This is a genomic window from Microbulbifer discodermiae (assembly GCF_040742695.1).
In the GTDB taxonomy this organism is placed as follows: domain Bacteria; phylum Pseudomonadota; class Gammaproteobacteria; order Pseudomonadales; family Cellvibrionaceae; genus Microbulbifer.
In genome coordinates, this window is record NZ_JBFLAB010000006.1 from 62,010 (window position 1) to 88,885 (window position 26,876).

At 59.9% G+C, this 26,876-nt stretch carries 26 protein-coding genes; 8 read left to right on the forward strand and 18 right to left on the reverse strand.

Features of this window, described 5'->3' with window-relative positions; all coding sequences use genetic code 11:
• The first annotated feature begins 127 nt into the window (after positions 1-127).
• Positions 128-667, forward strand: coding sequence for an NUDIX hydrolase (locus AB1S50_RS03665; protein WP_367149080.1), 540 nt, complete (start codon positions 128-130; stop codon positions 665-667).
• Positions 668-705: 38 nt separating this feature from the next.
• Here AB1S50_RS03665 and AB1S50_RS03670 read toward each other — a convergent pair whose 3' ends face one another.
• From AB1S50_RS03670 to AB1S50_RS03695, 6 genes are all read right to left on the reverse strand, one after another.
• Positions 706-1,023, reverse strand: a complete 318-nt coding sequence (locus AB1S50_RS03670) for an NGG1p interacting factor NIF3 (RefSeq protein ID WP_367149081.1) — start codon at positions 1,021-1,023, stop codon at positions 706-708.
• A 19-nt stretch (positions 1,024-1,042) separates the two neighbouring features.
• Positions 1,043-1,897: a thioredoxin gene (trxA, locus tag AB1S50_RS03675; RefSeq protein WP_367149082.1), complete on the reverse strand. Its 855-nt coding sequence runs from the start codon at positions 1,895-1,897 to the stop codon at positions 1,043-1,045.
• Positions 1,898-2,456: 559 nt separating this feature from the next.
• A complete protein-coding gene (locus AB1S50_RS03680) occupies positions 2,457-2,804 on the reverse strand; it encodes a hypothetical protein (RefSeq protein ID WP_367149083.1) in 348 nt (115 codons plus the stop codon).
• Positions 2,797-3,351, reverse strand: coding sequence for a sigma-70 family RNA polymerase sigma factor (locus AB1S50_RS03685; RefSeq protein ID WP_367149084.1), 555 nt, complete (start codon positions 3,349-3,351; stop codon positions 2,797-2,799). Before AB1S50_RS03685 ends, AB1S50_RS03680 begins: the two co-directional genes overlap by 8 nt.
• Before the next feature lie 12 nt (positions 3,352-3,363).
• On the reverse strand, positions 3,364-4,305 hold the full coding sequence (locus AB1S50_RS03690) for a DUF6249 domain-containing protein (protein ID WP_367149085.1): 942 nt from the start codon (positions 4,303-4,305) through the stop codon (positions 3,364-3,366).
• 118 nt (positions 4,306-4,423) lie between these two features.
• Positions 4,424-4,756 carry a hypothetical protein gene (locus tag AB1S50_RS03695; protein WP_367149086.1) on the reverse strand — a complete coding sequence of 111 codons (333 nt, stop codon included), beginning with the start codon at positions 4,754-4,756 and terminating at the stop codon, positions 4,424-4,426.
• A gap of 49 nt (positions 4,757-4,805) precedes the next feature.
• On the opposite strand from AB1S50_RS03695, the gene AB1S50_RS03700 reads away from it, so the two are divergent.
• From AB1S50_RS03700 to AB1S50_RS03710, 3 genes are all read left to right on the forward strand, one after another.
• The gene (locus AB1S50_RS03700; RefSeq protein WP_367149087.1) at positions 4,806-5,450 is read left to right on the forward strand and encodes a DUF924 family protein; all 645 of its coding nucleotides are present in this window, start codon (positions 4,806-4,808) and stop codon (positions 5,448-5,450) included.
• Complete coding sequence (locus AB1S50_RS03705) at positions 5,450-6,067, forward strand: LysE family translocator (RefSeq protein ID WP_367149088.1); 618 nt, start codon at positions 5,450-5,452, stop codon at positions 6,065-6,067. The genes AB1S50_RS03700 and AB1S50_RS03705 overlap by 1 nt, the downstream gene beginning before the upstream one ends.
• 199 nt (positions 6,068-6,266) lie before the next feature.
• On the forward strand, positions 6,267-6,563 hold the full coding sequence (locus AB1S50_RS03710) for a YebG family protein (RefSeq protein ID WP_367149089.1): 297 nt from the start codon (positions 6,267-6,269) through the stop codon (positions 6,561-6,563).
• Positions 6,564-6,637: 74 nt separating this feature from the next.
• Here AB1S50_RS03710 and AB1S50_RS03715 read toward each other — a convergent pair whose 3' ends face one another.
• The 3 genes from AB1S50_RS03715 to AB1S50_RS03725 all read right to left on the reverse strand — a co-directional run bounded on the left by AB1S50_RS03715 (position 6,638) and on the right by AB1S50_RS03725 (position 9,796).
• Positions 6,638-7,033: an MAPEG family protein gene (locus AB1S50_RS03715; protein ID WP_367149090.1), complete on the reverse strand. Its 396-nt coding sequence runs from the start codon at positions 7,031-7,033 to the stop codon at positions 6,638-6,640.
• A 61-nt stretch (positions 7,034-7,094) separates the two neighbouring features.
• Entirely contained in the window at positions 7,095-8,396 is a 1,302-nt protein-coding gene (locus AB1S50_RS03720; RefSeq protein WP_367149092.1) for an amidohydrolase family protein, read from the reverse strand.
• Positions 8,393-9,796, reverse strand: coding sequence for an amidohydrolase (locus tag AB1S50_RS03725; RefSeq protein ID WP_367149093.1), 1,404 nt, complete (start codon positions 9,794-9,796; stop codon positions 8,393-8,395). Before AB1S50_RS03725 ends, AB1S50_RS03720 begins: the two co-directional genes overlap by 4 nt.
• A 347-nt stretch (positions 9,797-10,143) precedes the next feature.
• Here AB1S50_RS03725 and AB1S50_RS03730 point away from each other — a divergent pair, with 347 nt between their 5' ends.
• Positions 10,144-11,769, forward strand: coding sequence for a hybrid sensor histidine kinase/response regulator (locus AB1S50_RS03730; RefSeq protein ID WP_367149094.1), 1,626 nt, complete (start codon positions 10,144-10,146; stop codon positions 11,767-11,769).
• Between the two features lie 116 nt (positions 11,770-11,885).
• Here the strand turns inward: AB1S50_RS03730 and AB1S50_RS03735 are convergent, their stop codons facing one another.
• Positions 11,886-12,194, reverse strand: coding sequence for a hypothetical protein (locus AB1S50_RS03735; RefSeq protein ID WP_367149095.1), 309 nt, complete (start codon positions 12,192-12,194; stop codon positions 11,886-11,888).
• Between the two features lie 543 nt (positions 12,195-12,737).
• Between AB1S50_RS03735 and AB1S50_RS03740 the strand changes: the two genes are divergently transcribed.
• The 3 genes from AB1S50_RS03740 (at position 12,738) to murQ (ending at position 16,384) form a co-directional block, all read left to right on the forward strand.
• The gene (locus AB1S50_RS03740) at positions 12,738-14,315 is read left to right on the forward strand and encodes a sodium:solute symporter (protein ID WP_367149096.1); all 1,578 of its coding nucleotides are present in this window, start codon (positions 12,738-12,740) and stop codon (positions 14,313-14,315) included.
• Positions 14,312-15,262, forward strand: coding sequence for a BadF/BadG/BcrA/BcrD ATPase family protein (locus tag AB1S50_RS03745; RefSeq protein ID WP_367149097.1), 951 nt, complete (start codon positions 14,312-14,314; stop codon positions 15,260-15,262). The genes AB1S50_RS03740 and AB1S50_RS03745 overlap by 4 nt, the downstream gene beginning before the upstream one ends.
• Positions 15,263-15,436: 174 nt before the next feature.
• Positions 15,437-16,384, forward strand: a complete 948-nt coding sequence (murQ, locus tag AB1S50_RS03750; RefSeq protein ID WP_367149098.1) for an N-acetylmuramic acid 6-phosphate etherase — start codon at positions 15,437-15,439, stop codon at positions 16,382-16,384.
• Between the two features lie 86 nt (positions 16,385-16,470).
• Here murQ and glcF read toward each other — a convergent pair whose 3' ends face one another.
• From glcF to AB1S50_RS03790, 8 genes are all read right to left on the reverse strand, one after another.
• A complete protein-coding gene (gene glcF / locus AB1S50_RS03755) occupies positions 16,471-17,736 on the reverse strand; it encodes a glycolate oxidase subunit GlcF (protein ID WP_367149099.1) in 1,266 nt (421 codons plus the stop codon).
• Positions 17,727-18,785: an FAD-binding protein gene (locus AB1S50_RS03760; RefSeq protein WP_367149100.1), complete on the reverse strand. Its 1,059-nt coding sequence runs from the start codon at positions 18,783-18,785 to the stop codon at positions 17,727-17,729. Before AB1S50_RS03760 ends, glcF begins: the two co-directional genes overlap by 10 nt.
• Positions 18,778-20,202: an FAD-linked oxidase C-terminal domain-containing protein gene (locus AB1S50_RS03765; protein WP_367149101.1), complete on the reverse strand. Its 1,425-nt coding sequence runs from the start codon at positions 20,200-20,202 to the stop codon at positions 18,778-18,780. The genes AB1S50_RS03760 and AB1S50_RS03765 overlap by 8 nt, the downstream gene beginning before the upstream one ends.
• A 5-nt stretch (positions 20,203-20,207) precedes the next feature.
• Complete coding sequence (locus tag AB1S50_RS03770; protein ID WP_367149102.1) at positions 20,208-21,398, reverse strand: acyltransferase family protein; 1,191 nt, start codon at positions 21,396-21,398, stop codon at positions 20,208-20,210.
• A 3-nt stretch (positions 21,399-21,401) separates the two neighbouring features.
• A complete protein-coding gene (locus AB1S50_RS03775) occupies positions 21,402-22,571 on the reverse strand; it encodes an exo-beta-N-acetylmuramidase NamZ family protein (protein ID WP_367149103.1) in 1,170 nt (389 codons plus the stop codon).
• Between the two features lie 210 nt (positions 22,572-22,781).
• Positions 22,782-23,447 (reverse strand): M15 family metallopeptidase, encoded by a 666-nt coding sequence (locus tag AB1S50_RS03780; RefSeq protein ID WP_367149104.1) that lies wholly within the window; start codon positions 23,445-23,447, stop codon positions 22,782-22,784.
• Between the two features lie 35 nt (positions 23,448-23,482).
• Positions 23,483-25,405 carry an aminotransferase class I/II-fold pyridoxal phosphate-dependent enzyme gene (locus AB1S50_RS03785; protein ID WP_367149105.1) on the reverse strand — a complete coding sequence of 641 codons (1,923 nt, stop codon included), beginning with the start codon at positions 25,403-25,405 and terminating at the stop codon, positions 23,483-23,485.
• Between the two features lie 16 nt (positions 25,406-25,421).
• Positions 25,422-26,816: a Na+/H+ antiporter NhaC family protein gene (locus AB1S50_RS03790; RefSeq protein WP_367149106.1), complete on the reverse strand. Its 1,395-nt coding sequence runs from the start codon at positions 26,814-26,816 to the stop codon at positions 25,422-25,424.
• Positions 26,817-26,876 lie beyond the last annotated feature (60 nt).

The window sequence follows — 26,876 nt, forward strand, 5'->3', positions numbered from 1 at the left end:
GATGGGAGATCATCCATTGGCCTGCCGGCTTGTGAATTACCCTGTGCCTGCGGGTCCGGCCCGCGGCCGTGAACCAGACAGCCTTGAGAGGACTGACGCGCCGCCAGCGCACGGGTATACTGGCACCATGAAATTCTGTAGCCACTGCGGCAGCGACGCCGTGAATTTTGCGATTCCCAAGGGCGACGACCGCCCCCGGCACATTTGCACCGGTTGCGGCGCCATTCACTATATCAACCCGCGGGTGATTGTGGGTGTCGTCCCCTACCTGGGGGAGCGTGTGCTGCTGTGCAAACGGGCCATAGAACCGCGGCGGGGGCTATGGACTCTGCCGGCCGGTTTTATGGAAAACGGGGAAACCAGTGAAGAGGGCGCGTTGCGGGAATCCTGGGAGGAAGCCAGGGCCAATATTCGCGTGGATGCACTCTACACCCTGTACGATATCCCCCATATCAACCAAATCTACCTGATGTACCGGGGGGAACTCACCGACACCAATTTTGGCCCCGGTCCGGAATCATTGGAGGTGGAACTGCTGCACCCCCATGAGATCCCCTGGGACGACATCGCCTTCCCCATCATGCGGGAGACTCTGCAACACTATTTCCGCGATCGCGAAACCGGTCAGTTTCCGCTGCACCAGGGCGTTATTCAGCGCAAGCTGTAACACCACTGGCCACTCCCGCTGGCGCGGGCCGCCGGCTTTCACTGGCACCGATCGTCGAGACGCCACAGGTCGAAGGCCGGCTCCTCGTAGGGGTGGGTTTCGCGAAGGGCCGCCAGCACCGCATTCACACACTGGTCGTCGCACACCATTTCCACCCGGTACTCCGGCACCTGCTCTACAGAGCCGACCTGCCCGATGAATGGCTGGCTTCCGTCCAGGGGCCGAAACTGCCCCTGCCCCAGTGTCTGCCAGGCACAGCAGTCATAATCCCCGATGCGTCCGGCACCGGCGGCAAACAGCGCCTGCTTGACTAATTCCACATGGGCTTCGGGGATATAGACACAGAGCTTGAACACTGTATGGGACCTGTTGGCACTAATAAAGCAGCGTCATCAGCTTGCGCTGATAGCGCGCTGCTACGGGATCGCCGGGGCCCAGGCTTTTTACCATATCCAAAAAGGCCTGCCTCGCGGCACCATCTGCATAGTTGATGTCGCTGCGAAGAATATTCAGCAGTAATTCCAGCGCCTCTTCGCTGCGGTGGTTCTGGCTGTACTGCACTGCCAGCTGGTAGGCGGAATCAAAGTCCTCCGGGTCGGCCTCCAGTGCCTGTTGCAACGCCTTTATCTCAGGCGACTCGGCCGCCTGCTGCTTGAGTTCCAACTGCGCCATCAACTGCTGATAATCGGAATCCTGATCCGCCAGCAGAATCTTCCCCAATACGGTTTCCGCTTCCGCAATACGGTTTTGTTCCAGCAGTACCGCCGCAAACTGCTTGGCGATGTCCTCGCGCTCCGAGGACTCACTATAGGCCTGACGAAGCAGCGGCATTGCCTCGTCCAATCGGTTCTCCGACACCAGTGCCTGAGCCTGCTGCAGTTTGATATCCCAGGGCTTGGGCAGGTACTTATCCAATATCTCGCGAATTTCGCTTTCCGGCTGCACACCCGCAAAGCCGTCCACCGGCTGCCCGTCTTTCAGAACCATCACCGTAGGCAGGCTGCGCACACCCAACTGCGCCGCCAACATCTGTTCACTATCGGCGTTGACCTTGGCCAACAGAAACTGACCTGCATATTCATTGGCCAGTTTTTCCATCACCGGCATCAACTGTTTACAGGGCTCGCACCAATCAGCCCAAAAATCCACCACCACGGGCCGCTTCATGGACTCGTCAATCAGTAGCTGCTGAGCACTCTCCGCGGTAACTTCCACAATACAATCGTTCACAAAAACTCCTTATTGAGCCTCACTGCTCTGCGCCTCATGGTACACCCAGGCGTACTGTTTGTTGAGTGCCGGCCGCCTGGCCAAATGGACGCTGCGCCGACCGCAATACAGCGACAGGCCCGACCGGTACTCGGGTGGCCACACTGCTTTCGAATTCAATAACCTCCCGAATTGCACCTGAATCGACAATACAGATGCTCACTGGCCATCGCTGTGACGACTTCAGGCGACGAACCCGGCAACGGATTGCCGCATCTCATTGAGCCACAGGGTCCGCTCGGCCAATATTAACCGGGCAACTCAATAAGCTGCCGGGTTGGTAGCAGAAGCGTTTTGATAGTCATCACGAGTGAAAATGAACGGACTGAAGTGGAAAGGGTGGGCTTTTGGCTTGGGTAGCGGTTCGAAAAAAGAGCTTCCCGCCACTTCCCCTTGGGCCGGCTCAATAGCGGTCATTGATTCCTTAAATCCAGGGATGAGCCCGCCACACTGTGCAATTCCTGTTCGCAGGTCACAAAACCGGTGGTAGCAGGGCTCTCTCAGCTGGTGTGGACAGGCGCTAGCGCCGTGCCGCAACAATACCGCCGGCCATGACCACCAGTGAAGCGACTATCCCAGCACCCACCAGGCCATATAAGCTTACGGATTGACGTGCGGCCTCACCCAGGACCTCCTCAAAGGGAAACTGCCAGGCAACGATGGCGGAAGCCACCAGGACCGCACCATATTGCATACGCGTCACCCGGCGCTCCCGGCGCCACACGGGAGATGGCAGTTGCGACATCACCGCTTCGCAGAACCCATCGTTCTCCAGATAGGGTTCATTGAACTGCAACTGCTGGCCAAGCCAGCGGTCAAAGCTCAGTTCACTGTCCTGCTGCTCGAGCTCGTGTTCAAATCTATCCACTTGTAACCTCCTCCCGCCAAGCATAAAGCAATGTCTGCAATTTTGCCCGCGCTCGGTTGATGTGGGATTTTACCGTACCAAGAGGCAGCTTCATAATAGTGGCTGCCTCCTCGTGGGAAAAACCGCGCTGCATACATAGGTGCACCGCCTGTCGTTGCGCCTCGCTGAGTTCCTCCATCGCCGCATTCAGATCCCGCGACATACCCAGCTGTTGCGCCTCTTCCACGCTCTCCTGCGCCTGCGCCCGATCCACCAGCTCCTGGTTGACTTCGGGTGTCTGCTTGCGCTTGTGGCTCATGACCAGATTGTAGGCGATACGGTACAACCAGGTGCTGAAACGCGCATCTCCGCGGAAAGCGGGTAGCGCCTTATAGGCCTTGATAAACGCCTCCTGTGCCATATCGTCGGCCAGAGCCTGGTCATCATTACACAATCCCCGCAGCGAAAACCGCAATTGCGACTGATAGCGACGAACCAGCTGGGCGTAGGCCCGCTGGTCTCCGTCGTTAACAATGCGTCGGATCAGATCCTCGTCATTGAGGCCCATTACCCAGCTTCCCTACCCTGCCCCACTTGAGTTCTGCTGTTCGAATCTCCAGTTGATAAAACGCGCCGCTCCGATAAACAGAGGTATCAGGCCCAGGCTCCCCACTTCCGGCCCCGCCGCTATAGAGAGCCAGATCAGCAGCGCCAGGCCCACGGCGATGAGGGTAAAGCCCCGGTCCCTCAGGTTCGCCGGCGAAGTCCCCTCGAGTGAATCCAGCATTTCCTGGGGAATATCGCGGCCCTCGACCACCATCCGGTTGATATTGTCCATCAGCAGCTGCCTCTTGCGATAGCTGTTGCGGGTCACCAGCCACACAATAAGGACCGGAGTGCCGAACACGGCCAGAATTCCCAGGATGGCGGGTATCAATTCCATATTATTGTCTCCAAACTCGAAGCCGTGATCGTGCCGGCCGCTGCCACCGCGACGGTGGGAATGATCGCTGCGCGCGCCGGTATTGCTCTCCCGTGTGATACCGATACTGACATTCTCCGGCACGCCATCGAGCACTCTATCCACCACGAAACCCTTTTCGTCGAGCACCCCTTTGCTTTCCAGCTCATCGTAGATGCGCCGGGTCAGGGCTCCGCCAAACTCTTCGCCCAGATCCAACTGCACCTCAGAGGTTTCACCGTCCTCATCCCGAGTTTTTATGCGCAGGCTGCCATCCTCGTCACGATAGATACGCACCTGGCTGTGCAGCTGGTCCCTTGCCCGGCTCTGTACTTCCCGCGCCTGGCTGAGCCGCTCCTGTGCCTCCTTCGCCCGCTGCAACTGCCTCTGTTCCATCTGCCCTTCGACACCGGTGGCCCGGGGGGCCTCAGGCGCCGGTACGGGGGCGTCCGGTGTTTGCGGGACCTGAACATCCGCCGGCTCCTGGGCCCAACTCAAGGCCGTGAAGGCGGCCAGTACAGCCAGCCACAGCGCGGCCGGATAGTTTCTTTTCGCTCTCATAGTTAGTGCTCTCTAGTCGTTTACTGCTTCCTGTCCGGCAGATGGGGCCCGGTCCGCCACAGTAGGGGCCCTCCCACAGGATTTTGCCTGTCCTTTATAGAGCGGCAACACAGGGACATTACAGGCCCACCGAATTGCCCCGGGGGCGTATCGCCAGTTCGATCCCGACGAGTGACGCCGCCAGACCCTCAAAGATCTGCTCCTGTGCGGCGATTCTTACCGGAAAGCGCGGACCGGTCGGTTCCTTTTGGTTTTTCTGGTGCCGAACTCCGTCCCCGCACTCATTGAACTTGCGGGTGAAAGCCTGCTCCGCCTTCAGGGTGAGTTCCCGCTGTACCTCCAGCATGGGAATGGCCAGTTCACCCGCCGCCGCCGGCAGGCTGCTGACCAAAATGACCACCACTGCGCAGGCGCGCACCATTTTCACACTCACTGCATTTAGGGTTACCATGATCGCCTCCAGGCAATTGTCCTTTTACAGCGATAAGATGGTACTAGCAATGCATTTGGATGCACCGACGGTCACTTTTTCCCAGGGTGCCGTTCCGCAGCCTGCCCAGATACTGTGCGCCTGGTTCGGCAGTGCGGAGCTCCGGGCCCCGGTCGAGGAGCCATATCGCCGGCTGTGGTTTAGCCCCAGCGAAGCGAACGACAAGGGGTTAGCGCGGGATTTCGGCCAGGTGGTGGAGCGGGCCCTGGCGGGTCAACTGGACGACTGGAGTGCGACATTGACAGGTGAACTGGCGCTGGTGCTGCTCTGTGACCAGTTTACCCGCAATATTTACCGCGGAACCAGCAGCGCCTTCGCGGGGGATGCCAGGGCGCAGCAGCTCGCCCTGGCGGTGATCCAGCGGGGCGATCACCACCGGCTAGGACTCTACCAGCGCGCTTTTCTGGGTATGCCACTGGAACACGGCGAAAGCGAAGAGATGCAGCAACGCTCTGTGGCCTTTTTCGACCAGCTGCGCAAAGTCCGCTGGAACAGCGCGGAAGAGACGGCCCAGGCAGACAGCTTTTATCAATACGCTGTGGCGCACCGGGATGTCATCGACCGCTTTGGTCGCTACCCCCACCGCAACGCGGCTCTGGGTCGGGTGTCCCGGCCGGAAGAGCGACAGTGGCTCGCGCAGGGAGGCGGCTTCTAATGGACTGGATCGCCTGGTTGTCCCTGGCCGGGATATGCACCCTCGGGGCCATGTCGCCCGGTCCCAGCCTGCTTATTGTGATGCGCAACGCCGCCTCCGGTGTCCGCCAGGGTTTGGCAGCGGCGGTGGCACACGGTATTGCGATTGCGGTCTACGCCGGCTTGACGGCCTTTGGATTGGCGGTACTGATCACCAGTTCTCCGGCAGTATTCGCCGCCCTGCAGTGGGCCGGTGCGGCACTGCTGCTCTATCTGGGCTGGAAATCCCTGCGCGCCACCGGCTCCGGCAGTGGTACAGCGGAGAAACCGCGGGCGCCGGTGCCAGTGCACAGAGCCGCGCTGCAGGGTTTCGGGGTTGCCTTTTTCAATCCGAAAGTGGTGATATTCTTCACCGCCCTGTTCAGTCAATTCGTCACCGAACAGCAGTCTTTCACCGTCAAGCTGGGCATGGCCGCCCTCGCCTCCGCCATCGACGCGGCCTGGTACTGCCTGGTTGCGATTGCGGTCACCACCGGCAGTCGGGGCGCCTGGATAAGCGAATCCGTCAGTCGCAGACTACAGCAGCTCCTGGGGATCCTGCTGGTAGCCCTGGCGGCGCGACTGGTGCTCTCCATCTAAACCCCCGGGGGCACCCCTCTCCCGGAACCCGGCTGACGAAAAAGCCACAACCGCTTCCCAGGCATATTTGCCACCCGGGCGCCTCACCCGATCCGCCACCGGTGATCAAAATGCGAAACCCGCCATTGACACTGCATATATTTACAGATACTGTATGCTTAAACAGTATTCATAACCAGACCATAAGGGGACATTAACAATGGCTGTTGTTGCTGTATGGAAGTGCGATAGGGACGGAGCAATGTTCGACAACAAGAAAGACGCCGAAGAACACGACAAAATGCTGGAACTGGCCGCCAACATCACCTCTTTGATTGAGCGTCATGTGGACGAAATCTCCGAGGCCGCAGCCGAGGAAATCGGCCTGCTACTGGCCCGACAGAGAGAAGCCCTGGCCAAGGCCTGCAAAGGTAAGCCGGAAGTGTTGCTGGAAGCGGAGCCAGCCCAGCCGGAAGCAGCGGACGACCGCATCACTCCGCTGGCAGTCAGCCAGTAACACCCAAGCCCGCAGATTCTATCCCTGTAGTAGCCTGCCCGGCCCTGGCCGGGCTTTTTTGCACCAAGCAGTCGTCAGGCTGCCCGGAGCACGTAGAAGATATTGATCAGCGCAAAAGCGAAGATCACCACCCAGGTGAAGATGGTGCCCCAGAAGCGGCCCAGATGATAGCCGCCCCTACCCGCCGTTAAACCATAGGCATGCAGCAGCCGCCCCAACACCAGTGCACTCCCCAGCAGATGCAGCCAAAGAGCCTCCAAGCCGTTCAACTCCGCAATCAGCATCAATAGCAGCGCCGTCGGCAAATACTCCACTGCATTGCCGTGGGCCCGTACCAACACAGCTCCACTATGCTTGCCGCCGGTACCAACACCAACTTTCTCATCGCGGCGAAAACGCACCACACGATAGGCCAGTGCCAGCAGCAACAGGCCACTGAGGCCCGCGTAAAAACCCGCTATGTAAACCATCCCAAACTCCCGTCAGAGCGGTGGAATTGATTGTCCGCCGCTCTCCAAACCGCCCATTACTTCAAAACTTGTATCCGGCTCCATGGCCCGCTTCCGGCTTGAGGTAGCGGTCGCGCAAACGGGTCGACCGGTTTACCAGTGACTGCTCCTCGCCGCCAATCAGCACCCTCTCCGCAAAGCTGGTGACCTCCAGGGGGTCTCCGCTCCAAACCACCACGTCAGCCACGGCGCCCGGCTCAATGGTGCCACCTTCCAGGCCGTATATATCCGCCACATTGCGGCTGATGGCCTTGAGACCCTCTTCATAGGGAAGTCCGTAGGCAACCGCATTACCCGCCGCCTGGCGCGACAGGTGTATATTGTGGGTACCGCCATAGCCGGGGCCGGCAATGGCCAGGGTGACGCCCGCGGCCTGCATGAGCGCTGCATTTTCCGCGCGCGCGCCAAGGCTTTCGAAAGCGATGGGCAGATTGTCCAGTGAATCTATCACCACCGGCACCCCGGCAGCGGCCAGTTGTGGCGCCACCATCCAGCCCTCAGCAGCTCCCGCTATGATGAGACGCAGATTGAAGTCGCGGGCCAGCTTGAGGGCCTGGAGAATGTCGCTGGCCCGGTTTGCAGTCACCAGCAGCGGCTGCTGGCCCTGAATCACCTTCTGCAGCGCCTCCAGGTCCGCTATGGAGTAATTCAGCTGTCGCCAGTTGCCGGAGCGGATAGCCTCGCGGTTGGCCCGGTACTCCCGCGCTTCCATGAGCGCGCGTTTGATCTTGGCAAACGCATTTGCCCGGCTGCCCCCGGCCAGCTGGGCTCCGGCATCCCCCAGATACGCCTTGTGGGCGAGATCCGTTGCCACGACGCTATCGAACTCGCCGTTCAGCGCAATGGCAAAGCTCCGCCCGGCAAATACCCGCTGCATCTCTTCGGCGTCGGTATTCCAGGTGCTGATGGCGGGAAACACCACCGCGCGCGTGACACCGCCGGCCCGGCTGTAGGGAATCAGGGTACTGTTGGGGTTGTAGGCCGGCAGCGGGTCAAAGGCGCTGCCGATACTCTTCCCGGTGACCCCGTAATCATTTGTGCTGCTGGCAGCGCTTATCTCTACCAGGCCGAGCTCCGACATGGGGGCGATGACGCCGGGAGTCACGACTTTTCCCGTCGCATCGATGACTTTATCGGCATCTGCGTCGATGGATGGCGCCACAGCCTCGACACGGCCGTCCCGCAGGAGAATATCGGCTGTGGGAAGGCTGCCAGCGGCCGCCAATGTGTGGACTTTGCCACCTTTGATCAAAATCGTTTCCGCCTGCACTGCGGACGCCAACAGTCCGGTCAGCAGCAGAATTACCCGCGATAATCTGGTCACAGACGCTCCCCCTCTGGATTCAGTATCCCCAACTCGAAATCGGTATGCGGCTGACGCGCCGGGTCATTGCGGTCGTACATCAGCTCGCCGTCGATAAACACCTGGTCCGCTTTGCTGTAGACACTGAAGGGGTTGCCGGACCAGACCACGACATCCGCCATCTTGCCCTTTTCAAGGCTGCCGGTCTGCTCGTCGATTCCCAGCGCCCGGGCGGGGTTCAGGGTCATCCAGGCCACCGCCTCTTCCGGCCCGATAGCAAAGCCGGCGCGCTGCCCGGCGGCCATCGCCTTGGCAACTTCCTGATTGAGGTGCTGAATTCCCACCGCTGAGTCCGAGTGGATCATTGCACACGCCTTGGCCTGATCCACGATGGCAATATTGGCCTCAGTCATGTCGAAGGCTTCGTGTTTAAAGCCCCACCAGTCAGCCCACATGGCCGCACAGACATTGTTCTCCGCCAGCAGGTCGGCGACCTTGTAAGCCTCGACGGCGTGGTGGAAGGTGGATATCTGGAAGTCAAACTCCCGCGCTATATCCATCATAACGGCCATCTCTTCTCCGCGATAACAGTGGTTGTGGACCAGGATCTCGCCGTTCAAAACACCGGCCAGTGTCTCCAGTTGCAGATTGCGCTGTGGTTCATCGCCACCGTTTTCAGCGAAATCCTGCCACTGCTTGCGATAGTCCGCCGCCTCGATCCAGGCCTTGCGATAGCCCGCTACATTGCCCATCCGGGTCGAGGGGGCACTCCCCTTGCCACCGTAAACCCGCTTGGGGTTCTCTCCACAGGCCATTTTCAGCCCGTAGGGGGCCCCGGGAAATTTCATATCCTGCACGCTGCGCCCAGGTACATTTTTGAGCGTGACACTGCGGCCGCCGAACAGGTTGGCGGAACCCGGCAGAATCTGCATAGTGGTTACGCCACCGGCGAGCGCCAGGGGAAATTGCGGGTCCTGGGTCCACACCGAGTGTTCCGTCCACACCTCTGCGGTATTCGGTGCAGTTATTTCATTGCCATCCTGAGACGACTCGATAGACGGTGCAGGGTAATTTCCCAGGTGGGAATGCACATCGATAATGCCGGGGGTTACCCATTTGCCGGTACCGTCAATGACCAACGCATCCTCGGATGCTTTTAGCCCATCGCCCATACCGGCTATTTTTCCGTCTCGAAGCAGTATATCCGCCTGTTCGATCCGCTCGCCGGTGCCGGTCAACAGGGTAGCGCCCTGAATCAAGACCGGCTTTGATTGAGTGACCCCATAAGTGGAAGGGAAAGCCTGTTCACGCGCAAAACTCAGGGATTCGCTATCCCTGTCGGATGCTTTGTCTCCCCCACAGCCACTGAGCAGCATGGCTAGGCCCAGGGCTATTGCAAAACGAAGGTAAGGCAATTGCATATTATTTATCCAGAATTGTCCGTTACGTTGAGCCGGCATGGGGTCAAACAAATCGCGTTAAACCGCCTGCCGGAACCAGCATGCTATCAGTTCGGCGCCATTTCGCCATACCAACACTGGAGATCATCGACACCCCAAGGGTTGTTCCAGCCCCGAACACAGACCAGCAATCATGGGCCCTATTCCCCATTGCCCCAGGGGGGAGGCTTAAAAAAATCGAATAAATTAACCGCCGCTCTAATTCGACCTTCCGTTGGCGCCTTTTACCAGAGTAAGTGGTACGCAACATATGGACATTGCAAGGTGTTCATGCTGGAATTTGCCTAAAAAATAAACAGGAGGTTCCAATGTCCAAGAGGGACTCTCCACCAGCGGCGAAAGGTGCGGACCCCGAGCATATCTGTGAAGCACTGCGCAAGAGCGAAGAGCGCTACCGCGAACTGGTAGAGCACGCAAACTCGATTATTTTGCGCTGGGACAGCAACGGCATCGTGACCGCTTTCAATGAATACGCCCAGCAATTTTTCGGCTACTCGGAAACGGAAATCGCCGGCAGGCATGTGGTGGGGACCATTGTGCCCGCCACCGAAAGCACCGGCCGCGATCTGCGCTCACTGATGGATCAAATCTGCCGGCATCCGGAGCAGCATCAATATACGGTCAACGAAAACATTACCAAAAATGGAAACAGAGTCTGGGTCGCATGGACAAACAAGGTACTCAGCGATGAAAGCGGCACCCGCTTCGGGGTATTGAGTATCGGCTCAGACATTACCAAACAGAGGATTCTCGAGGAGGAGCTGCGCCAGGCCCACAAGATGCAGGCGCTGGGAGAACTCGCCGGGGGCATTGCCCACGATTTCAATAATATCATTCACGGCATCAGTGGCTATGCAGAGGTGATTCGCGAGGTCTGTGACGATCCCCGTGTCCTCGACTACAGCACCCATATCCTTACCAGCGCGCAACACGCAGGCGAACTCACCCGACAACTGCTCACCTTCGCGCGCAAGGGAAGCTACCGTATCCGCAACTGCAATACCCACGAAATCATCCGCGACGTCTGCGCGATCCTTGAACGCACCATCGACCGGCGCATCACCATTTCGCAGGATCTGAATGCCGGCCGCCCCCATGTGGCGGGCGACTCGGCACAGCTGAAAAGCGCCCTGCTCAACCTGGGCATCAACGCCAAGGACGCCATGCCCGAAGGTGGCCGGCTGCGCTTTTCCACCTGCAATCTGGTGGTGGAAAGAACAACGGTCATCGGTGACTTCGAGATAGAAGCCGGACAGTATCTGCTGGTCAATATCAGCGATAGCGGCACCGGTATGACTGCGGAAGTGCAGCGGCGTATTTTCGAGCCCTTCTTCACCACCAAAGCCTATGGCCGCGGTGCCGGCCTCGGACTCGCTGCGGTCTATGGCACATTGCATTTGCACAAAGGGGCCATCCACTGCCAGAGTCACCAGGGGGAGGGAACCAGTTTCGATCTGTATGTCCCCGTCAGCAAGGGCGGCACGGCCAAAACCCGGCCCAGATCGCCCTCCCACTACGATCGCAGGAAACTGAAGATCATGCTTGTGGATGACGAACCCATAGTACACAGCTACTCCAAAACCCTGTTCGAAATGCACGGCCACCAGGTGGTGTGTTTTGGTTCCGCCGAGGAGGCCCTCAACCACTACCGCGAGCACTGCCAAAATATAGACCTGGTTATCTTGGATATGATCATGCCCGGTATGGACGGCCAGCAGTTGTTTTCGCGCTTGAAGGACCTGAACCCCAACATCAAGGCAATCCTTTCCACCGGCTATAGCCTCGACAGCCAGTTGCAGGAAGTACTTGCGGACGGGATTCTCGACTGTATTCAAAAACCCTTCACCTACGAGCAGTTACAGGAACGGATCGAACGCCTATACACTTCCGAGCTGAGTAACTTCACCCGCGAAAAGGAGCCGGAACCCTGCTGACAGTCGCCATCGGCAAAAGCCAGCCATGTTGTTGAAGAGCCGGGGATTGCGCTCAAGCGCGCAGGTTTTCAAGGGCGACAGTCCAATCAATGGGGGGTTATCGATTGGGTTGCCGATCAATAGTGAAACAACTTGATAACCGGTTCGCCGTTATCACACTCGCCCACGATTTCGGGTTCGGAAATTTTGGCGCCCGCCTGAATAACTATATTGGATGGGCGGGATATAAAGCAGGCGAAATTGAAATTCACCGCCCAGTTACAACTCAGGCGGCCATCGTCTTCCCGATAGAATCGCTGCTGACAGAAACTCAGGGTCGGGCTCTGTCCGAGATTGGGCTTGAACAGGGCATCCTCAGACATCGTATAGGAGCCAACACAGAGGGCGGGTACTCCACAGCACGCCACCAGCAGTCTAAGCCACATAAACTACCTCGTGACCCATGTATCGCTGGCTAAAGTGTAGCAACCAGTTGCGCGATTTTCCTCACTCGCGGTGACTCAACCCCGGTCTGGGTAAAAATTGGGACCATTTTGGCGGGCAAAAAAAAGGGGGCCAGGAAACCTCTGATTAAGTCCGCGCCCCGGGGCAGGCCCCACAGACCATCAGGACTTAATCAGAGGTTCCCTAGCCTCCCAAGCCAACTCTATGCAGGAAGAGAACTCTGCGATTGGCAAGCTCAAGGTAAAACAGTTGGAAATGGCCCGGGAACAATAAATCCGCCCCCAGCCCAAATCCCAACAACCCACTCAGGTAGCAATGGCTGGATGTCGCAACCATTTATTACCACTCAGGAGTCAAAAAGGAATATATTATTCTTCATCGGTCAAATCAAGCCCCCGCAGAGCCACTTGCCCGAAACAGGAATAAATGATACCTATAGATCAATAGTTTACGAATAAATTAGTACATCTGGTACATCGGCTGCGGCCGGCAACACAAAAACGCTCAGACAGGGGTTTTCTCGGATGGAACTGCAGTTTACGGCGCTGGACTGGGCGATCTTTGCGGTCTACGGGGGGATTCTGGCCGCCAGCGGCCTGTATTTCAGCCGTACACGGAACGCCGACAGCCGCGACTATTTTCTCGCCCACAACAGCATGCCCATGTGGATGGTGGCAATCTCCACACTGGCGACGACCCAATCGGCGGCTACATTTTTAGGCGGCCCGGACCTGGGCTACAGGGGTGACCTCAGCTATCTGTTCACCAACCTCGGCGCCATCCTGGCGGCGATGGTGGTGGCCCGTTTTTTGATCCCCCGGTTCTATCAACAGCGTGTCACCACTGTCTATGAATTGCTACAGACCCGGTTTGGTGCATCCGCCAGCCGCCAGGCGGGCGCCATGTATCTGCTGGGTCGCGTATTTGCCAGTGGTGCGCGGCTCTATATGGCGGCCATTGCTGTCTCCATGATCCTGTTCAGTGACATTGAGGCCGGCCACGTGGTGCTTGCGGTGGTAATCCTCACTCTGGCTGGCCTGCTGCAGACATTTATCGGTGGTGTCCGCTCAGTAATCCAGAGCGATGTGCTGCAGTGCATGGTCTATGTCAGCGCCGCAATCGCTGTGGTCGCAGTGCTCCTTTGGCAGATCCCAGCGGGTCCCGCCGATATAGTGGCCGCGTTGAATAACCCCACAGACGGCAGCGGTTCCAAGCTGACCCTGGTGGACACCAGTTGGAATCTCGCCGATCCCTTCAACCTCTGGGCCACCTTCACCGGTTTCGTATTGCTCAATATTGCCGCTTTCGGCCTCGATCAGGATGTCACCCAGCGGTTGCTGACCTGTAAAACGCCGCGGGATGGCGCCAGAGCCATGCTGACCTCTGTCGTCATGGTAGTGCCGGTCATGGCGATATTTATGGGTATCGGCTTGCTCCTGTACATTTTCTACCAGCGCCCCGAGCTGATGGGTGGGGTGGAAATGCCGCCCCCATCCGGTGGCGACATTACCGTGTTCATGCATTACGTCCTCAACGAAATGCCGGCGGGCCTGCGCGGACTGGTTACTATCGGAGTAATCGCCGCGGCGCTGTCGACCCTCAACTCCAGCCTGAACTCCATGGCCAGTGTACTCACCGAAGACCTTTATCGCAGCTGGCTGGCCAGGCGCGGCCTGAGCCGGCCGCCACATCACTTTGTCGTCGCGGGCCGTATCGCCATGTCCCTCATCGGCCTCGCCCTCGCTGGCATGGCGGTCTTGTGTTTTTACTGGCAGCAGATGAGCGACCTGCCCCTGATCACCTTTGCGCTGTCAGTGATGGTGTTTGCCTACTCCGGGCTCCTGGGTGTGTTTTTTACTGTGCTGTTTACCAAACGGGGCAACGGGACCAGCGCCGCTCTCGCCCTCATTACCGGCTTTGTCGCAACGCTGGCACAACAACCGTGGATGATTGCCCTGGCCACGGGAAGCGAACCCGCAACCGCCGTCGCCTTCCCCTTGCAACTGTGTCTCGGTACCGCGGTCTCGTTCGCGGTATGCTGCCTCGGTAAACCCGTAACAGAGAACCAGCTGGCAAGGGGGCGCGAAGGCAGCGGCGCATGACTGAATACTTCCTCGGTATCGACGGCGGTGCCAGTAAAACTCTGGCGCGGCTGGGTGGGCCCAAAATGGCGCCCAGGGAACTGCGTTCCGGGCCCGGTTCGCTGACGCAAAACCTGACCGGGGCCGTTGCCACCATCCTCAGGTTGTCGCGACAACTCCTGGCCGCGGAAAAGTTGCGGGCCGACCAGGTCAATATTGCGTGCGGTGTGGCCGGCGCCGGTAATCCCAGCGCTGCCCGATTGCTCACCGAGCATTTGCAGTCGGAGGGCTTCGCCACAGTGAGCGTTACTTCCGATGCACAGACATCCCTGATCGGTGCCGGAGGCGGCCAACCTATGGTCATGGTGGCAGTCGGCACCGGCTCAGTGGCCATGCGCCTGGGCCGAGACGGATCTTTTCGCCAGTTTGGTGGCTGGGGCCTGGCGGTGGGCGACGAAGGCAGTGGGGCGGCAATAGGAAAAAGCGCCGTGCGCGCCATGTTGTGGGAACTGGATACCCAGGGTTGTCCCGAAAGTGCCCTGTGCCGGCGGATCATGGAGTCTGTCGGTCGCCGGCGCACGGATATTCTGCCCTGGTTGCAGCACGCCGGCTCGCGCGAATATGCCGCTCTGGCACCCGTCGTTTTCGAACACCTGCCCGGTTGTGAAATTGCGCAGGATATCGTTTTAAAAACGACCCTCGAAGTGGAAAAACTGATCCGCCTGGCCAGTGACGGGGAAGACCTGCCCCTGACTATACTTGGAGGGCTGGCGGATAACCTCGGGCCATTGCTGGCCGAGGATTTGCAGTCGCGACGGATTCCGCCTCTGGGCACATCATTGGATGGAGCCTGTGCTATCGCATCCTCGCAGCGGATAGCCGATAGAGGCGTTTGCGCGGGTGCAGCCACAACTCCGGAGTTTAGCCGCCATCCGCCGGTGGAATCGATTGAATATTCAGACAACTAAACCAGGGACCGGTATGATTTGCCCGCTGAAAGAAACCGGCGGGCAATCAAGGCACGGGAATGGTGATGTCAGTTGCCGGAGGCCGTAGCGCCGGAGCTTCGACAGGAATCATTAGGCAGGACAGGGCAAGCCCGTTGGATGGCTGCCTTTTATTCGGACAGTGGGCAGAGATTTATGAATCAGAAACTTATCCAGGAACTCAGCCGCCTGCCCAGCGAGGCGCGCAATCCCGATAGTGAGGACATAGACCTTCTCCCCACCGCCGAAATCGTGGAGAAAATCAACGCTGCCGATCAGGGTGTTGCCGAGGCGGTGCGAAAGGAATTGCCGCAGGTGACGGCGGCGGTCGAGGCCATTGTCACGGCGTTTAAGGCCGGCGGACGCCTGGTATATATGGGTGCGGGCACCAGCGGCCGCCTGGGTATTCTGGACGCGGTGGAGTGCCCCCCCACCTACGGGGTTGAAGAGGGCATGGTGGTGGCCTTAATCGCGGGTGGCGAAGACGCCGTCTACCGCGCCCAGGAGGGCGCCGAGGACAATCCGAAACTGGGAGCACAGGACCTGAAAAACATCGGTTTGCAATCCCGCGACGTGGTGGTCGGCATTGCCGCCAGCGGGCGAACACCCTATGTCGCCGGCGGCCTGGAGTATGCGCGCTCCCTGGGCTGCACCGCCATCGCCCTGGCCTGCAACAAATCGGCGGCCATAGCGGCACAGGCGGACATAGCGATACTGCCGGAAGTCGGCCCCGAGATCCTTACCGGATCCACCCGCATGAAGGCCGGCAGCGCGCAAAAGCTGGTGCTCAACATGCTCACCACCGCCAGTATGATCCGCCTGGGCAAGAGCTTTCACAACCTGATGGTCGATGTGAAGGCCACCAATGCCAAGCTGGTGGGAAGAACCCGTCGCATAGTGATAGAAGCCACCGGTGTCTCCCTGGAGGAGGCGGACCGGGTTTTGGATGCGTGCGACCACAATGCCAAGCTGGCGATCATGGTTTTGCTCAGTGGGTTGGAGCGCGCCGAGGCGGAGCGGGCGCTGGAAGACGCCAACGGCTTTCTACGGCTGGCATTGCGCTCGGTAAAGGGCGCCAGGCAAGCTGAGGACCTGCTTGCCTGAACCCAAAAGGAGTCGCTCCCGCTCAACATTGACCCCAGTCGCCCGGTAACACCTGCACCGACTCGCGCAGACAGTGGGAGTGACATTCACTCGGCGTGAGGCTGGTTCAGGGCGTCCGCCACCAGTTCCAACCAGTGTCTCACCGGAGTCTCTGTACCGCCCTGTAAGTGCAGTTGGCAGCCGATATTCGCCGTGACAATCACATCCGGCCCGGTAGCCTGCAGGTGGCGAAGTTTGGCCGCCCTGAGGGCGCGGGCCATAGTTGGCTGCAACAGCGAATAGGTCCCCGCCGATCCACAGCACAGATGTGCGTCTTCAATGGTTGGCAGCGCCACCCCCATATGCATCAGCAGCCGCTCGACCCTGCCGTTCAAACCCTGCCCGTGTTGCAGCGTGCAGGGACAGTGGAAAGCGTATTGCTTGCCGGCCCCCAGTTCCCGCGGCAGCAGACCCGGCTGCTGTTGCGACAACTCCTCCAACAGCTCCACCGGGTCGCGTACCAGATGCGCCAGTGCCCGCGCCTTTTCCCCATAGATTGGATCCGCCTGCAGCAGCGCCGGGTAGTCTTTCAAGTGCACGCCGCAGCCGCTGGCGGTGGTTACTATGGCCCTCACCTCACGCTGCTGATAGAGCTGCCACCAGCAGTCGATATTGCGCCGCGCCAACGCGCGGGCCTGATCCTCGCCACTGGTGTGAAAACTGGCCGCGCCACAGCAACCGGCGGCGCCCGGCGCCAACAGCGGCACGGCGAAGTGATCCAGAATTCGCGCCAGCGCCTGATCGGTCTCCGGGCGCAGCGACGGCTGTATACAACCGGGTACCAGTATCACCGCCGCGCCCTGCGCAGAATCACCTGCGGCGACCCTGGTGCCCAGCCAATCTGGCTCCCGCAGGGGGAAATAGGTGCGCCGCACCGCCGCCGGCAGCAGCGGCGAACAGGCCCGGCCCAGGGCCAGGAGAATCCGCAGCAGGCGCGGCGACAGCAACAGCCGCCGAAGTGCCGCGCGTATGAGTCGCTCGGCGGGATTGCGCGGCGCCAGCTGCTCGCTGGTGTGGCGGCCTATGGCTACCAGGTGGTGGTAGTCCACACCCGAGGGACAGGTGGTCTCGCAGCTCTGGCAGGTCACACAGCGATCCAGGTGCCTGCGTGTCACCGCCGTCGCCCGGCCGGTTTCCAGCATTTCCTTGATCAGATAAATTCGCCCGCGCGGACTGTCCAGCTCGTTGCCGGTCTCCACATAAGTGGGACAGGTGGCGGTGCAGAAACCACAGTGCACACAGGCGTTGAGAATTTCTTCAGCCCGTTGGGCATCTCCGTCCTGCAGCAGTCCCCGGATCAGATTCACCTGCATGGTGGCTGGGCTCCGTCGGCAAAGTAGCGCGCAAACAGCGATGGATTGAAAAGTTGCCGCGGATCCAGCGCCTGTTTAATACGCCGGTGCCAGTCCGCTGCGGGCACCTCCGCCTGTGGCGGGCCGCCGCGCAGGACGCGCACAAATCCGCCGGCGGCCTGCGCTGCGCTGACCAGCTCCGGGTAATCGCCCTGCCGCACCCACACCCGCGCCCCCTCCCAGTCGATTAAGGTCTCGCCGGTGGCAACTCGCGGGAGAGAAAAGCGCGGCAACTGAACCACCGCCAGACTGTCGCTGTGGAAAAAGGGGTGGCAGAGATCCCGCACTCCATCCCAGTCGAAATCGGATGGCTCTCCGCCCAACCCGGCCAGGGCCGCCACCACCGCTCGCTCGCGCCCCTGCAGCCGCAGGTGCAGCTGTTCACGGTACACACAACAGGCGCGCAAGAGCGGACGGAGTTGGCGCGTCTTCTGCCACCAGCGCGGCAAGTCGTCGGCCGCAACCTGGAACGCCCGACTTTCGCTGTACTCGGCGACCGGCGACAAACGCAAACTGACGTCCAGTAAAACTCCCAGGGTCCCCAGCGCACCCACCTGCAGGCGCGAGAGATCGTAGCCGGCCACATTTTTCATGACCTGGCCACCAAAATTCACCAGCTGCGCCTGTCCGTTGACCAGCCCGCAGCCCAGCAGTGTATCCCGCAGGGACACCCCAAAAGCCCGCTCGGGGCCATCCCACCCAGTCGCGATGGCGCCGCCGATGGTGCTCTCCGGCGCCGGTCTGGGGACATCCGCGGCCAGGCGCTGCCCCTGTTGCTGCAACAGTCCGGCAATGTCCTCGAGCCTCGTGCCGCTGCGCACCCTCAACACCAGCTCATCCGGCTGATAGTCGATAACGCCGCTGTGATCCGCAAGGGAAATCGACATTTCAGGCCTGGGCAGATTGAAAGCTTCCCGGGTCGCCGCCCCGCTGATCGACAGGGGCTCGGCGCAGTCGAGCGCAGCTTCCACACGGGCCTGGATCTCTGCCCCGCAGTCACGTTCAAGCATGGCTTTTTCTCAATGCCCGATATTCCTGGCACCGCGCCAGAGAGGGAATCAGCTTGTCCGGGTTGAGCAGCTGCTGAGGATCCAGGGCCCGTTTGAGATCCAGAAACTGGCTGATTTCCGCATCGCTAAACTGCACTGCCATCTGATTGATCTTCTCTATACCCACGCCGTGCTCGCCGGTGATGGTGCCACCCACTGCGACACAATATTCCAGGATATCGGCCGCCAGCCGCTCCACCCTTTCCAGCGCGTCGTCCTCGCGACCATCGAACAGGATGATCGGGTGCAGATTGCCGTCCCCGGCGTGAAATACATTTGCCACCCGCAGGCGATAGGGGCCGGCCAGACGGGCGATGGTTTCCAATACATCCCCGATGCGGCGGCGGGGCACTGTGCCGTCAATACAATAGTAATCGGGGCTGAGACGGCCTATGGCCGGAAAAGCGCTTTTGCGCCCCTTCCACCAGCGCTGCCGCTGCTCTTCATCCTGTGCCGACTGCACCCGGGCCGCGCCCGACATCTGCAACACCTCGAGCACCAGTACCGTTTCCGCCTCCACCTCCAGCGGATCCCCATCCAGATCGACCAGCAGAATCGCCGCCGCGTCCAGCGCATATCCCGCGTGACAAAAAGCTTCTGTGGCGGAGATCGCCAGAGCATCCATCATTTCCAGTGCGGCGGGTATCACACCGGCCCGGATGATTGCCGCAACCGCGTCCGCCGCCGCCCGAACACTGGAGAAGTCCGCCATCAGGGTGCGCGTTTGCGCCGGTACCGGGGTCAGCTTGACGGTGACTTCGGTGACTACACCCAGCCCCCCTTCGGAGCCATGCATGAGTGCCAGCAGGTCAAAACCGGGCTGGGCGAGGCAGTCGCCACCCAGGGTCAGTATTTGGCCGTCGATGGTCACCAGGCGCATTGCGCAGACATTTTGTACGGTTACCCCGTACTTGAGGCAGTGCACCCCGCCGGCGTTTTCCGCCACATTGCCGCCAATGGAACAGGCGATCTGAGAGGAGGGGTCCGGCGCATAATAGAGCCCGAAGTCCGCTGCGGCACGGGACAGACGCGCATTGACCACTCCCGGCTCCACCCGCGCGGTCATGGTCTGCGGATCCAGCTCAAGGATGCGATCCATTCCCGCAGTGACCAGCAGCACACCGCGATCATGGGGTCTGGCACCGGCCGAGAGCCCGGTACCGGCGCCGCGGGTGACCAGCGGCACCCGGTGCGCACTGCAGAGCCCGACTACGGTGACCACCTCCTCCTCGGACTTGGCCAGCACCACCGCCAGGGGTCGCGCGCGATACACCGGCAGTGCGTCACACTCGAAGGGCGCCAGCTGTTCCCCTGCGGTGAGTACTCTTCCCCTGGGCAGGGCCCGCACAAGCTCCCGTTTAAATTGCACCCTATCCATGTGATTTACACTTTCCAGATGATGTTGCGGCGATACATCTGCCACAACACCAGATAAAAAACCATCAGGCAGGACAGCGCAAAAGCCAACGAACCGCCGTAACTGCCAAATAGGGGTTCGTATATGGCACCGAACAGCCACTGCTTGAGGGACTGCCCTCCCACCGGAATCATAATCAGCAGGCGCCCCACTATCCCCGCCAGCATAAACAGCGCAATGGCATTGACACCAAACACCAGCAGTGGCGCCAGTGCCCGCCGGTGACGGCGCACATCCACCAGAAAAAAAAGTCCCGCGAGCAACATCAGCGAGGCACCGCCGCTGACCATTACAAAGCTGGGTGACCACAGGGCTTTGTTGATGGGTATCCAGAGGTGCAGCAACTGCCCGCCAAGCAGTAACAAGCCTCCCCACACAAGCCAGTCCCTGCAGAGCCGCGCACAACTGACGCCGTCGCGCTCGCTGCGCTTCCAGGCCAACCCCGCCAGGACTCCCACCAAAGCCGTGGCGACCGCCGGCAGTGTCGTCAGCAGCCCCTCGGGATCAAAGGCGAAAGGTTCCGCATTGCGATAGTAAAGGTGGGCGCTGCCAAGCAGCTTTTCATCCAACCAGGCGGAGAAATGATTGCCAAACAGCAGCTGTCCGCGAAACAGTTCGCCCTGCTCACTGGCGTAGGGCACATACATCATCAACAGCCAGGGCACCGCCACCAGGGCAACTGCTGCCGCGGTCAATCCCCGCGGCGACAGCCAATAGACCAAATAGCAACACAGGATATAAACCAGCGCGATCCGTTGCAGCACCCCCAGCCATCGCACTCCCACAAGCCGGTCGTCCAGCCAGCTGTAGGATGGATCGCGGAAGTTGTAGAAAAAGACCGCCAGAAAAAGCCCCAGCGCAAACAGCCTCAGACTGCGGGACCACTGTGTCCAGCCTACCCGGGGAAATTTCCTGTTGTTGCCGTTTGCCAGCACCATCGATATACCCACCACAAACAAAAACAGCGGGAAGATCAGGTCGGTGGGCGTCCAGCCGTGCCACTGCGCATGGGCGAGAGGGGCATACACATAGGACCAGTTGCCAGGGTTGTTGACCAGCACCATGGCGGCGATTGCCAGCCCGCGCAACAGGTCCACGGCCAGTACACGCCCCGGCGGCAGCTTGCCGAGTATTTCCGACAGGTGGCGAGCCGGCAACGGCTAGTCCTCCCGGTAGAGAAGATAGGGTTTGCGTCGCTGGCGAAAATGCTGCAAATCCGCCTGCCAGCTGCGCCGGATCTGGGCCTCACTCTGGCCGGCCATCACGGCGAGACGCAGCCGATCGGTGCCGGCCAGCTTGTCAAAAAAACTGGCGCGGGAAAAAAATTCAGGACCGGTTTCCCCGGTGCGGCCCGCCCAGTCAATCAGGTAACGCAGAGTAAAACGACTCGGCTGATCGGCCCGGCGCAAATCGTCGCCGTGTACCTCCAGTCCGCGGTACTTTGGATTCTCACTCGCGCCGGGCACAGATCGCGGCACGAATACCAGCTCCCCTTGAGTGTCACTGGGGTGACCGACCACCTGGAACGGAAACCGGGTACCGCGGCCGATACTCACCGTCGTGCCTTCAAACAGGGCCAGTGATGGGTAGAGGCGCACTGAAAGATCATTGGGAAGATTGGGCGAAGGCTTGACCGGCAGGGAGTAGTGATCCCCCTTGCGATAACCCGCCGCGGGGATCACCGTCAGCGCACACCGGGCGTCCCCGTCGAGCCAGCCCTCGCCGTTGATCATGCGGGCCAGCTCACCCACGGTCATCCCGTGTACCAGCGGGATGGGGTGCATGCCCACAAAGCTGCGGAACTTCGGGTCCAGTACCGGGCCGTCCACATAGTCGCCATTGGGATTGGGCCTGTCCAGAACCATCAGCGGCACCGAGTAATCCGCGCAGGCCTGCATCAGATAGTGCAGAGAACTGATATAGGTGTAGAAGCGCACCCCCACGTCCTGAATGTCGAACAGCAGCCAGTCCAGGTCCTGGAGATCCTCCCGCGACGGCGCAAAGTGTCCGCCATACAGGGAAACCACCGGCAGGCCGGTGGGCGCGTCGACACCGTCCGCCACCTTGCCACCGTTTTCCACGTCACCCCGCACACCGTGTTCCAGGGCAAAGATGCGTTTTATCGCCACCTTGTTGGCGCGCAGAAAATCTATCAGGTGCTGTCCACCCACCCGGGAAGTTTGGTTCGCCACCAGGCCCACGCGCTCTCCCTGCAATAGCGGGAGATACAGGTCACCCCGCTCGGCACCGATTCGCAACGCCGAATCGGCGCAGGCGGGCAACCATACCAGCGTGAGCAGCAGTGTTATAAGGGAGCGAGCGAAACTCATAAAAACTCCATCTGGCCAAGCCGTTTTAGTCAATGCTCTAGCAGGCTGTTGAAATTCGAAGCATTTCGACGCCTGGTACCGGAATATGGATGTTCCGGCAAAATCGACGACGCCTAAGTCGCTGATTTTGGGAGAAAAGTGAAAATCACATTTTTCTCTTTTCGTGTTTTGAAACAGGCGGGAGGCCTTTTTCAACAACCTGTCAGTGGCCTACTCTACCGGCACATCGAAGTACTGATCCGGCCAGGGCTCGGGCTTATAGGTAAAATGCCACCATTCCTGAGGATAGTTGACGAAACCCCGCGCGCGCATCGCGTCCCGCAATAGCATGCGATTGCGATAAGCGGCGGAGCTCTCCAGGGGGTATTCGGTGGCCGAGCGCTCGTCCATAAAATCAAACGGCGTTCCCATGTCCAGCAGATTTCCGCTGGCCAAATCATAAAGGCCCAGGTCTACGGTGGCGCCGCGGCTGTGCCCGGACCTCTGTGCGATATAACCGCGCGCAAACAGCTGGGCTTTTTCCTCGCGCGGATAAAAACGCTCTTTGGTACTGTGGTCTTCTGCAGTGCTGGCCCAGCGCACAAAGTGGTTCACCGCACTTTGCGGGCGATAGCAGTCGAACACTACCAGGCCGACCCCGAGCACCCGCAGATCCGTGGCGACCTGTTGCAGGGCAGCGGCGGCTTCCCCGGCCAGCAGGCATTTGTTGGCCCGGTAGCCGTCCAGTGGTTCACCGACGAGGTTGTCGCCGGAGAAATACTTCATATCGACACTGATACCCGGCGCCGCAACACTGACCAGTTGCGGCGCGCCGCCAGTGCTGCAGCCGATGAGCAACGACACAATTGTCGGTAAAAAAGCAATCAATCGCATCATCACCTATCGCTCCGCTGCAAGCAGTAGCCAGGCCGCTAGAGTTGTTGCATCTCGCCGATGCCGGCATCCTGCTCAGAAAGGGTCATGACCCGCAGCGCCGGCACACCGTCCAGGGTGCGCACCCCGTGCATTTCAAGATCGTCGCGCTCGCAAACAAAAGATTGAATGGCCGCCAGAATATCCGCGGTAATCTCCTGCCCCGGCACCAGTAGCGGTATCCCGGGTGGATAGGGGACCACCTCGTCACAGGCGACCCGCCCCACCAGTGCCGATGCCTGATCGCCGTTCAACGGCAGCTTTTCACCCCGTGCAAAATAAGCCGTGCGCGGCAGTACACCGATCCGGCTGAGGTTTGGCAGGGACTGGCCGTCGGCGGGAGCCACCGCCCCCCCGGCGGACTCGGACAGCCTGCGCAGCGCCTGTTTGAGGCGCAGCACCTTGCTCTCGGTAGTACCGATGGTAACCAGAAAGGAGAGCGTATTGTGGGTGTTTTTTTCCAGCTGGATTCCAAAATCGCTGAACAGCTTCTGCTGCACATGGGGTGCCGACAAGCCCGCGCACCCCACGTCGATGGTGACCTTGGTGGGATCGAGCAGAATACCGTCCTCACCCAGCTCCGCACTGCAGATATCTTCCACCGCGAGACTGCGAAAGCGTGTGGACTCGTGCACAAACTGGCGGATTTCCTGCGCGAAATCGAGCGTGCGCTGCATGACTTCGTAGCCCTCAATACTCATCTGCTTGCGCGCCATATCCAGACTGGCAATCATGCCGTACTGCGGGCTGGTGGAAGTGTGCATATTGATATCTTCGCGGAAGCCGGCGACATCGAAGTCTTTTACACCGTGCCCCACGTGAATCATACTGGCCTGCGAAAATGCGGACAGCATCTTGTGGGTGGATTGCGTTACAAAATCGGCCCCGCACTCCAGTGCAGTGGGGCGCAACTGCGGATGGAAACGCCCGTGTGCGTACCAGGCCTCGTCGATCAATACGTACAATCCCCTGCTGTGCGCATAGTCGATAATGGGCTTGAGATGGTACCGCAAACCGTCGTAAGTACAGGAGGTCAATACCAGCAGACGCGCCGATGGCGTGCGGTCAATCGCGTCAAAAATAGTTTTGCGGGGTACCGGGCCGTAGATTCCGTATTGCTGGTTTACCGATGACTCCAGATACACCGGCACTGCGCCACTCATGATCATGGCGTGGTGGACGGATTTGTGGCAGTTGCGATCCACCACCACGCGATCGCCGCGGCGCAGGAGGTGCTGTAAAACGATCTTGTTGGAAGTCGAGGTGCCGTTGGTGACGAAGTAACTGTAGCGCGCCCCGAACGCCTTGGCGGTCAGCTGCTGCGCCTGGTGTATCACGCTGCTCGGATCCATCAGCGAATCCAGCATCTTCACACTGACGGAAAGGTCGGTGTTGAAAATATGCTCGCCCATAAAACGGTGAAAATCCACCACCCAGGGGCTGCAACTCAGGCTGTCACCGCTGGAGTGGCCGGGCGTATGCCACGAATCCCGGGCGGCGTAAACATATTCGCGCAGTGCATCGGCAAAGGGCGTGGCGGTGCGCTCCAGCAAAATCCTGCGCAGAGTGCGATAGACAACGCCGTAGTTGGATTCAGCGCGGGATATAACACTCTCGTAGGCACCATCGTCGGCGGGCGCCCGGTCCGCGGTCAACAGCACACAGTCGGTCTCGGCCCTATAGCCGCGCAAATAGTTATAGCAATCGGACGAGACTTCCCCCTCCAGACTGCTGTCATCCAGGGCGACTATCTGTGTGCGGCCGTCTTTGAGCAAATCTTCCAGTTGCTGCGGTGCTACATGAAGGAAACTGAGCCGGATCGGTGAGTCCTGGTCGGTCTCGGCCACCTGGGCCAGCTGGCTGACCCAGCGCACACCGAACTCTCGCTCCGCGGTCACCAGGACTATTTTACATTCATTCATCAGGTGCTCTCTAAAGTTACAGCAGCACGAAACCCAGTGCGGCAAATCCCAGCGCACTGACAGCGCCGGCGAGCAGGGCATAGGGCAATTGTGTTCTCACGTGTTCAATATGTTCTGTGCCGGACGCCAGCGACGAAACGATCGTCGTATCCGAAATGGGTGAGGCGTGATCGCCAAAAATACCACCGGACAATACCGCGGCAACAAACAGCGTCGGCTCGGCGCCCAAAGCGGAGGCGACCGGAACCGCGATCGGCAGCATAATCGAAAAGGTGCCCCAACTGGAACCTACGGAAAAAGCGATGACCCCGGACACGAAAAAAATCACCACCGGCAGCAGCGCCAGGGGAATCGCATCACCCACCATGCCCGCCACGTATTCACCCGTACCCAGCAGTTTGGACACGGATCCAAGGGCCAGGGCCAGCACCAGTATGACCGCCAGCGGCAACATGCGCCCCGCCCCCTCCATCCAGGTGTGGCTCAACTCATCCAGCGTCATACTGCGCTGCAGCAGGACCAGGGTGGATACGACCGCCAGTGCCGTCAGCGAGGCCCAGAGGACGGCTGTGGAGCCGGAGCCTGCAAAGATATCCCCGTCGCCGGTGATCCACAGGGCGGTGGGCATGGCCAGGATCAGCGTCAGTAGCGGCAACAGCATATTCAACAGCCGCGGCTTGACGTGCTTCGCCTCCCCAACGCTGATGCCGATGTCGATGCCGTCCGGGTCGCCACCACTGGTGCGGGCCTGGGCTTGGGCCATAGGTCCCGGGTTATAGTCGCGGGAGATGGTATAGGCGGTGAGCGCCACGGCGGCGATCGCATAGAGGTTTAGCGGAATGGTGGACAGCAGCACCTTGAGAGGATCCTCTACCCCGAGGCCGTCCAATAATCCTAGATTGAATGCACCCCAGGCGTTCAGCGGAATCAGCATACACACCGGTGCCGAGGTGGAATCGATAATGTAGGCGAGCTTTTCCCGCGCTATCCTGAAGCGATCAAACAGGGGACGCGAAACGGTACCGGCCACCAGCACGGTGATGTTGGACTCGATAAAAATAACAATGCCCACCAACCACGCCATCCACTGGGCCCGCTTGCCATTGGTGACCCAGCGGCTGCGTTCCAGAAAACGGACGAAACCGCTCACGGCACCGCAGCGCTCCAGTGTCACTATAAAGGCACCGATCACCAGCGTGAACATCACCACTCTGGCGTCGCCGGGATTGGCCAATATGGCCAGAACGCCATCCAGCGCCTCGGCCAGAGAGGGGAAGATACCGGATTGATTGAGAAGGTAGAAACCCAGCCAGATACCGGCGAACAGCGCCAGGTAAACCTGTCGGGTGAGCAGCGCCAGGCCGATGGCGATAAAGGGAGGCAGCAGTGTAATCCAGGTCAACTCAGTCATACAGCCTCTGATCATTATTATTCATGTCATGCTACCGATTGCAGCTGCGTCGCAACGCCC

What these genes read in the sequence shown, in the direction of transcription:
- AB1S50_RS03665 (WP_367149080.1), top strand. Translation starts at nt 128, where the DNA reads ATGAAATTCTGTAGCCACTGCGGCAGCGACGCCGTGAATTTTGCGATT.
- AB1S50_RS03685 (WP_367149084.1), bottom strand. Translation starts at nt 3,351, where the DNA reads ATGGGCCTCAATGACGAGGATCTGATCCGACGCATTGTTAACGACGGA.
- AB1S50_RS03690 (WP_367149085.1), bottom strand. Translation starts at nt 4,305, where the DNA reads ATGAGAGCGAAAAGAAACTATCCGGCCGCGCTGTGGCTGGCTGTACTG.
- AB1S50_RS03695 (WP_367149086.1), bottom strand. Translation starts at nt 4,756, where the DNA reads ATGGTAACCCTAAATGCAGTGAGTGTGAAAATGGTGCGCGCCTGCGCA.
- AB1S50_RS03700 (WP_367149087.1), top strand. Translation starts at nt 4,806, where the DNA reads ATGCATTTGGATGCACCGACGGTCACTTTTTCCCAGGGTGCCGTTCCG.
- AB1S50_RS03705 (WP_367149088.1), top strand. Translation starts at nt 5,450, where the DNA reads ATGGACTGGATCGCCTGGTTGTCCCTGGCCGGGATATGCACCCTCGGG.
- AB1S50_RS03710 (WP_367149089.1), top strand. Translation starts at nt 6,267, where the DNA reads ATGGCTGTTGTTGCTGTATGGAAGTGCGATAGGGACGGAGCAATGTTC.
- AB1S50_RS03715 (WP_367149090.1), bottom strand. Translation starts at nt 7,033, where the DNA reads ATGGTTTACATAGCGGGTTTTTACGCGGGCCTCAGTGGCCTGTTGCTG.
- AB1S50_RS03725 (WP_367149093.1), bottom strand. Translation starts at nt 9,796, where the DNA reads ATGCAATTGCCTTACCTTCGTTTTGCAATAGCCCTGGGCCTAGCCATG.
- AB1S50_RS03730 (WP_367149094.1), top strand. Translation starts at nt 10,144, where the DNA reads ATGTCCAAGAGGGACTCTCCACCAGCGGCGAAAGGTGCGGACCCCGAG.
- AB1S50_RS03735 (WP_367149095.1), bottom strand. Translation starts at nt 12,194, where the DNA reads ATGTGGCTTAGACTGCTGGTGGCGTGCTGTGGAGTACCCGCCCTCTGT.
- AB1S50_RS03740 (WP_367149096.1), top strand. Translation starts at nt 12,738, where the DNA reads ATGGAACTGCAGTTTACGGCGCTGGACTGGGCGATCTTTGCGGTCTAC.
- AB1S50_RS03745 (WP_367149097.1), top strand. Translation starts at nt 14,312, where the DNA reads ATGACTGAATACTTCCTCGGTATCGACGGCGGTGCCAGTAAAACTCTG.
- murQ (WP_367149098.1), top strand. Translation starts at nt 15,437, where the DNA reads ATGAATCAGAAACTTATCCAGGAACTCAGCCGCCTGCCCAGCGAGGCG.
- glcF (WP_367149099.1), bottom strand. Translation starts at nt 17,736, where the DNA reads ATGCAGGTGAATCTGATCCGGGGACTGCTGCAGGACGGAGATGCCCAA.
- AB1S50_RS03760 (WP_367149100.1), bottom strand. Translation starts at nt 18,785, where the DNA reads ATGCTTGAACGTGACTGCGGGGCAGAGATCCAGGCCCGTGTGGAAGCT.
- AB1S50_RS03765 (WP_367149101.1), bottom strand. Translation starts at nt 20,202, where the DNA reads ATGGATAGGGTGCAATTTAAACGGGAGCTTGTGCGGGCCCTGCCCAGG.
- AB1S50_RS03775 (WP_367149103.1), bottom strand. Translation starts at nt 22,571, where the DNA reads ATGAGTTTCGCTCGCTCCCTTATAACACTGCTGCTCACGCTGGTATGG.
- AB1S50_RS03780 (WP_367149104.1), bottom strand. Translation starts at nt 23,447, where the DNA reads ATGATGCGATTGATTGCTTTTTTACCGACAATTGTGTCGTTGCTCATC.
- AB1S50_RS03785 (WP_367149105.1), bottom strand. Translation starts at nt 25,405, where the DNA reads ATGAATGAATGTAAAATAGTCCTGGTGACCGCGGAGCGAGAGTTCGGT.
- AB1S50_RS03790 (WP_367149106.1), bottom strand. Translation starts at nt 26,816, where the DNA reads ATGACTGAGTTGACCTGGATTACACTGCTGCCTCCCTTTATCGCCATC.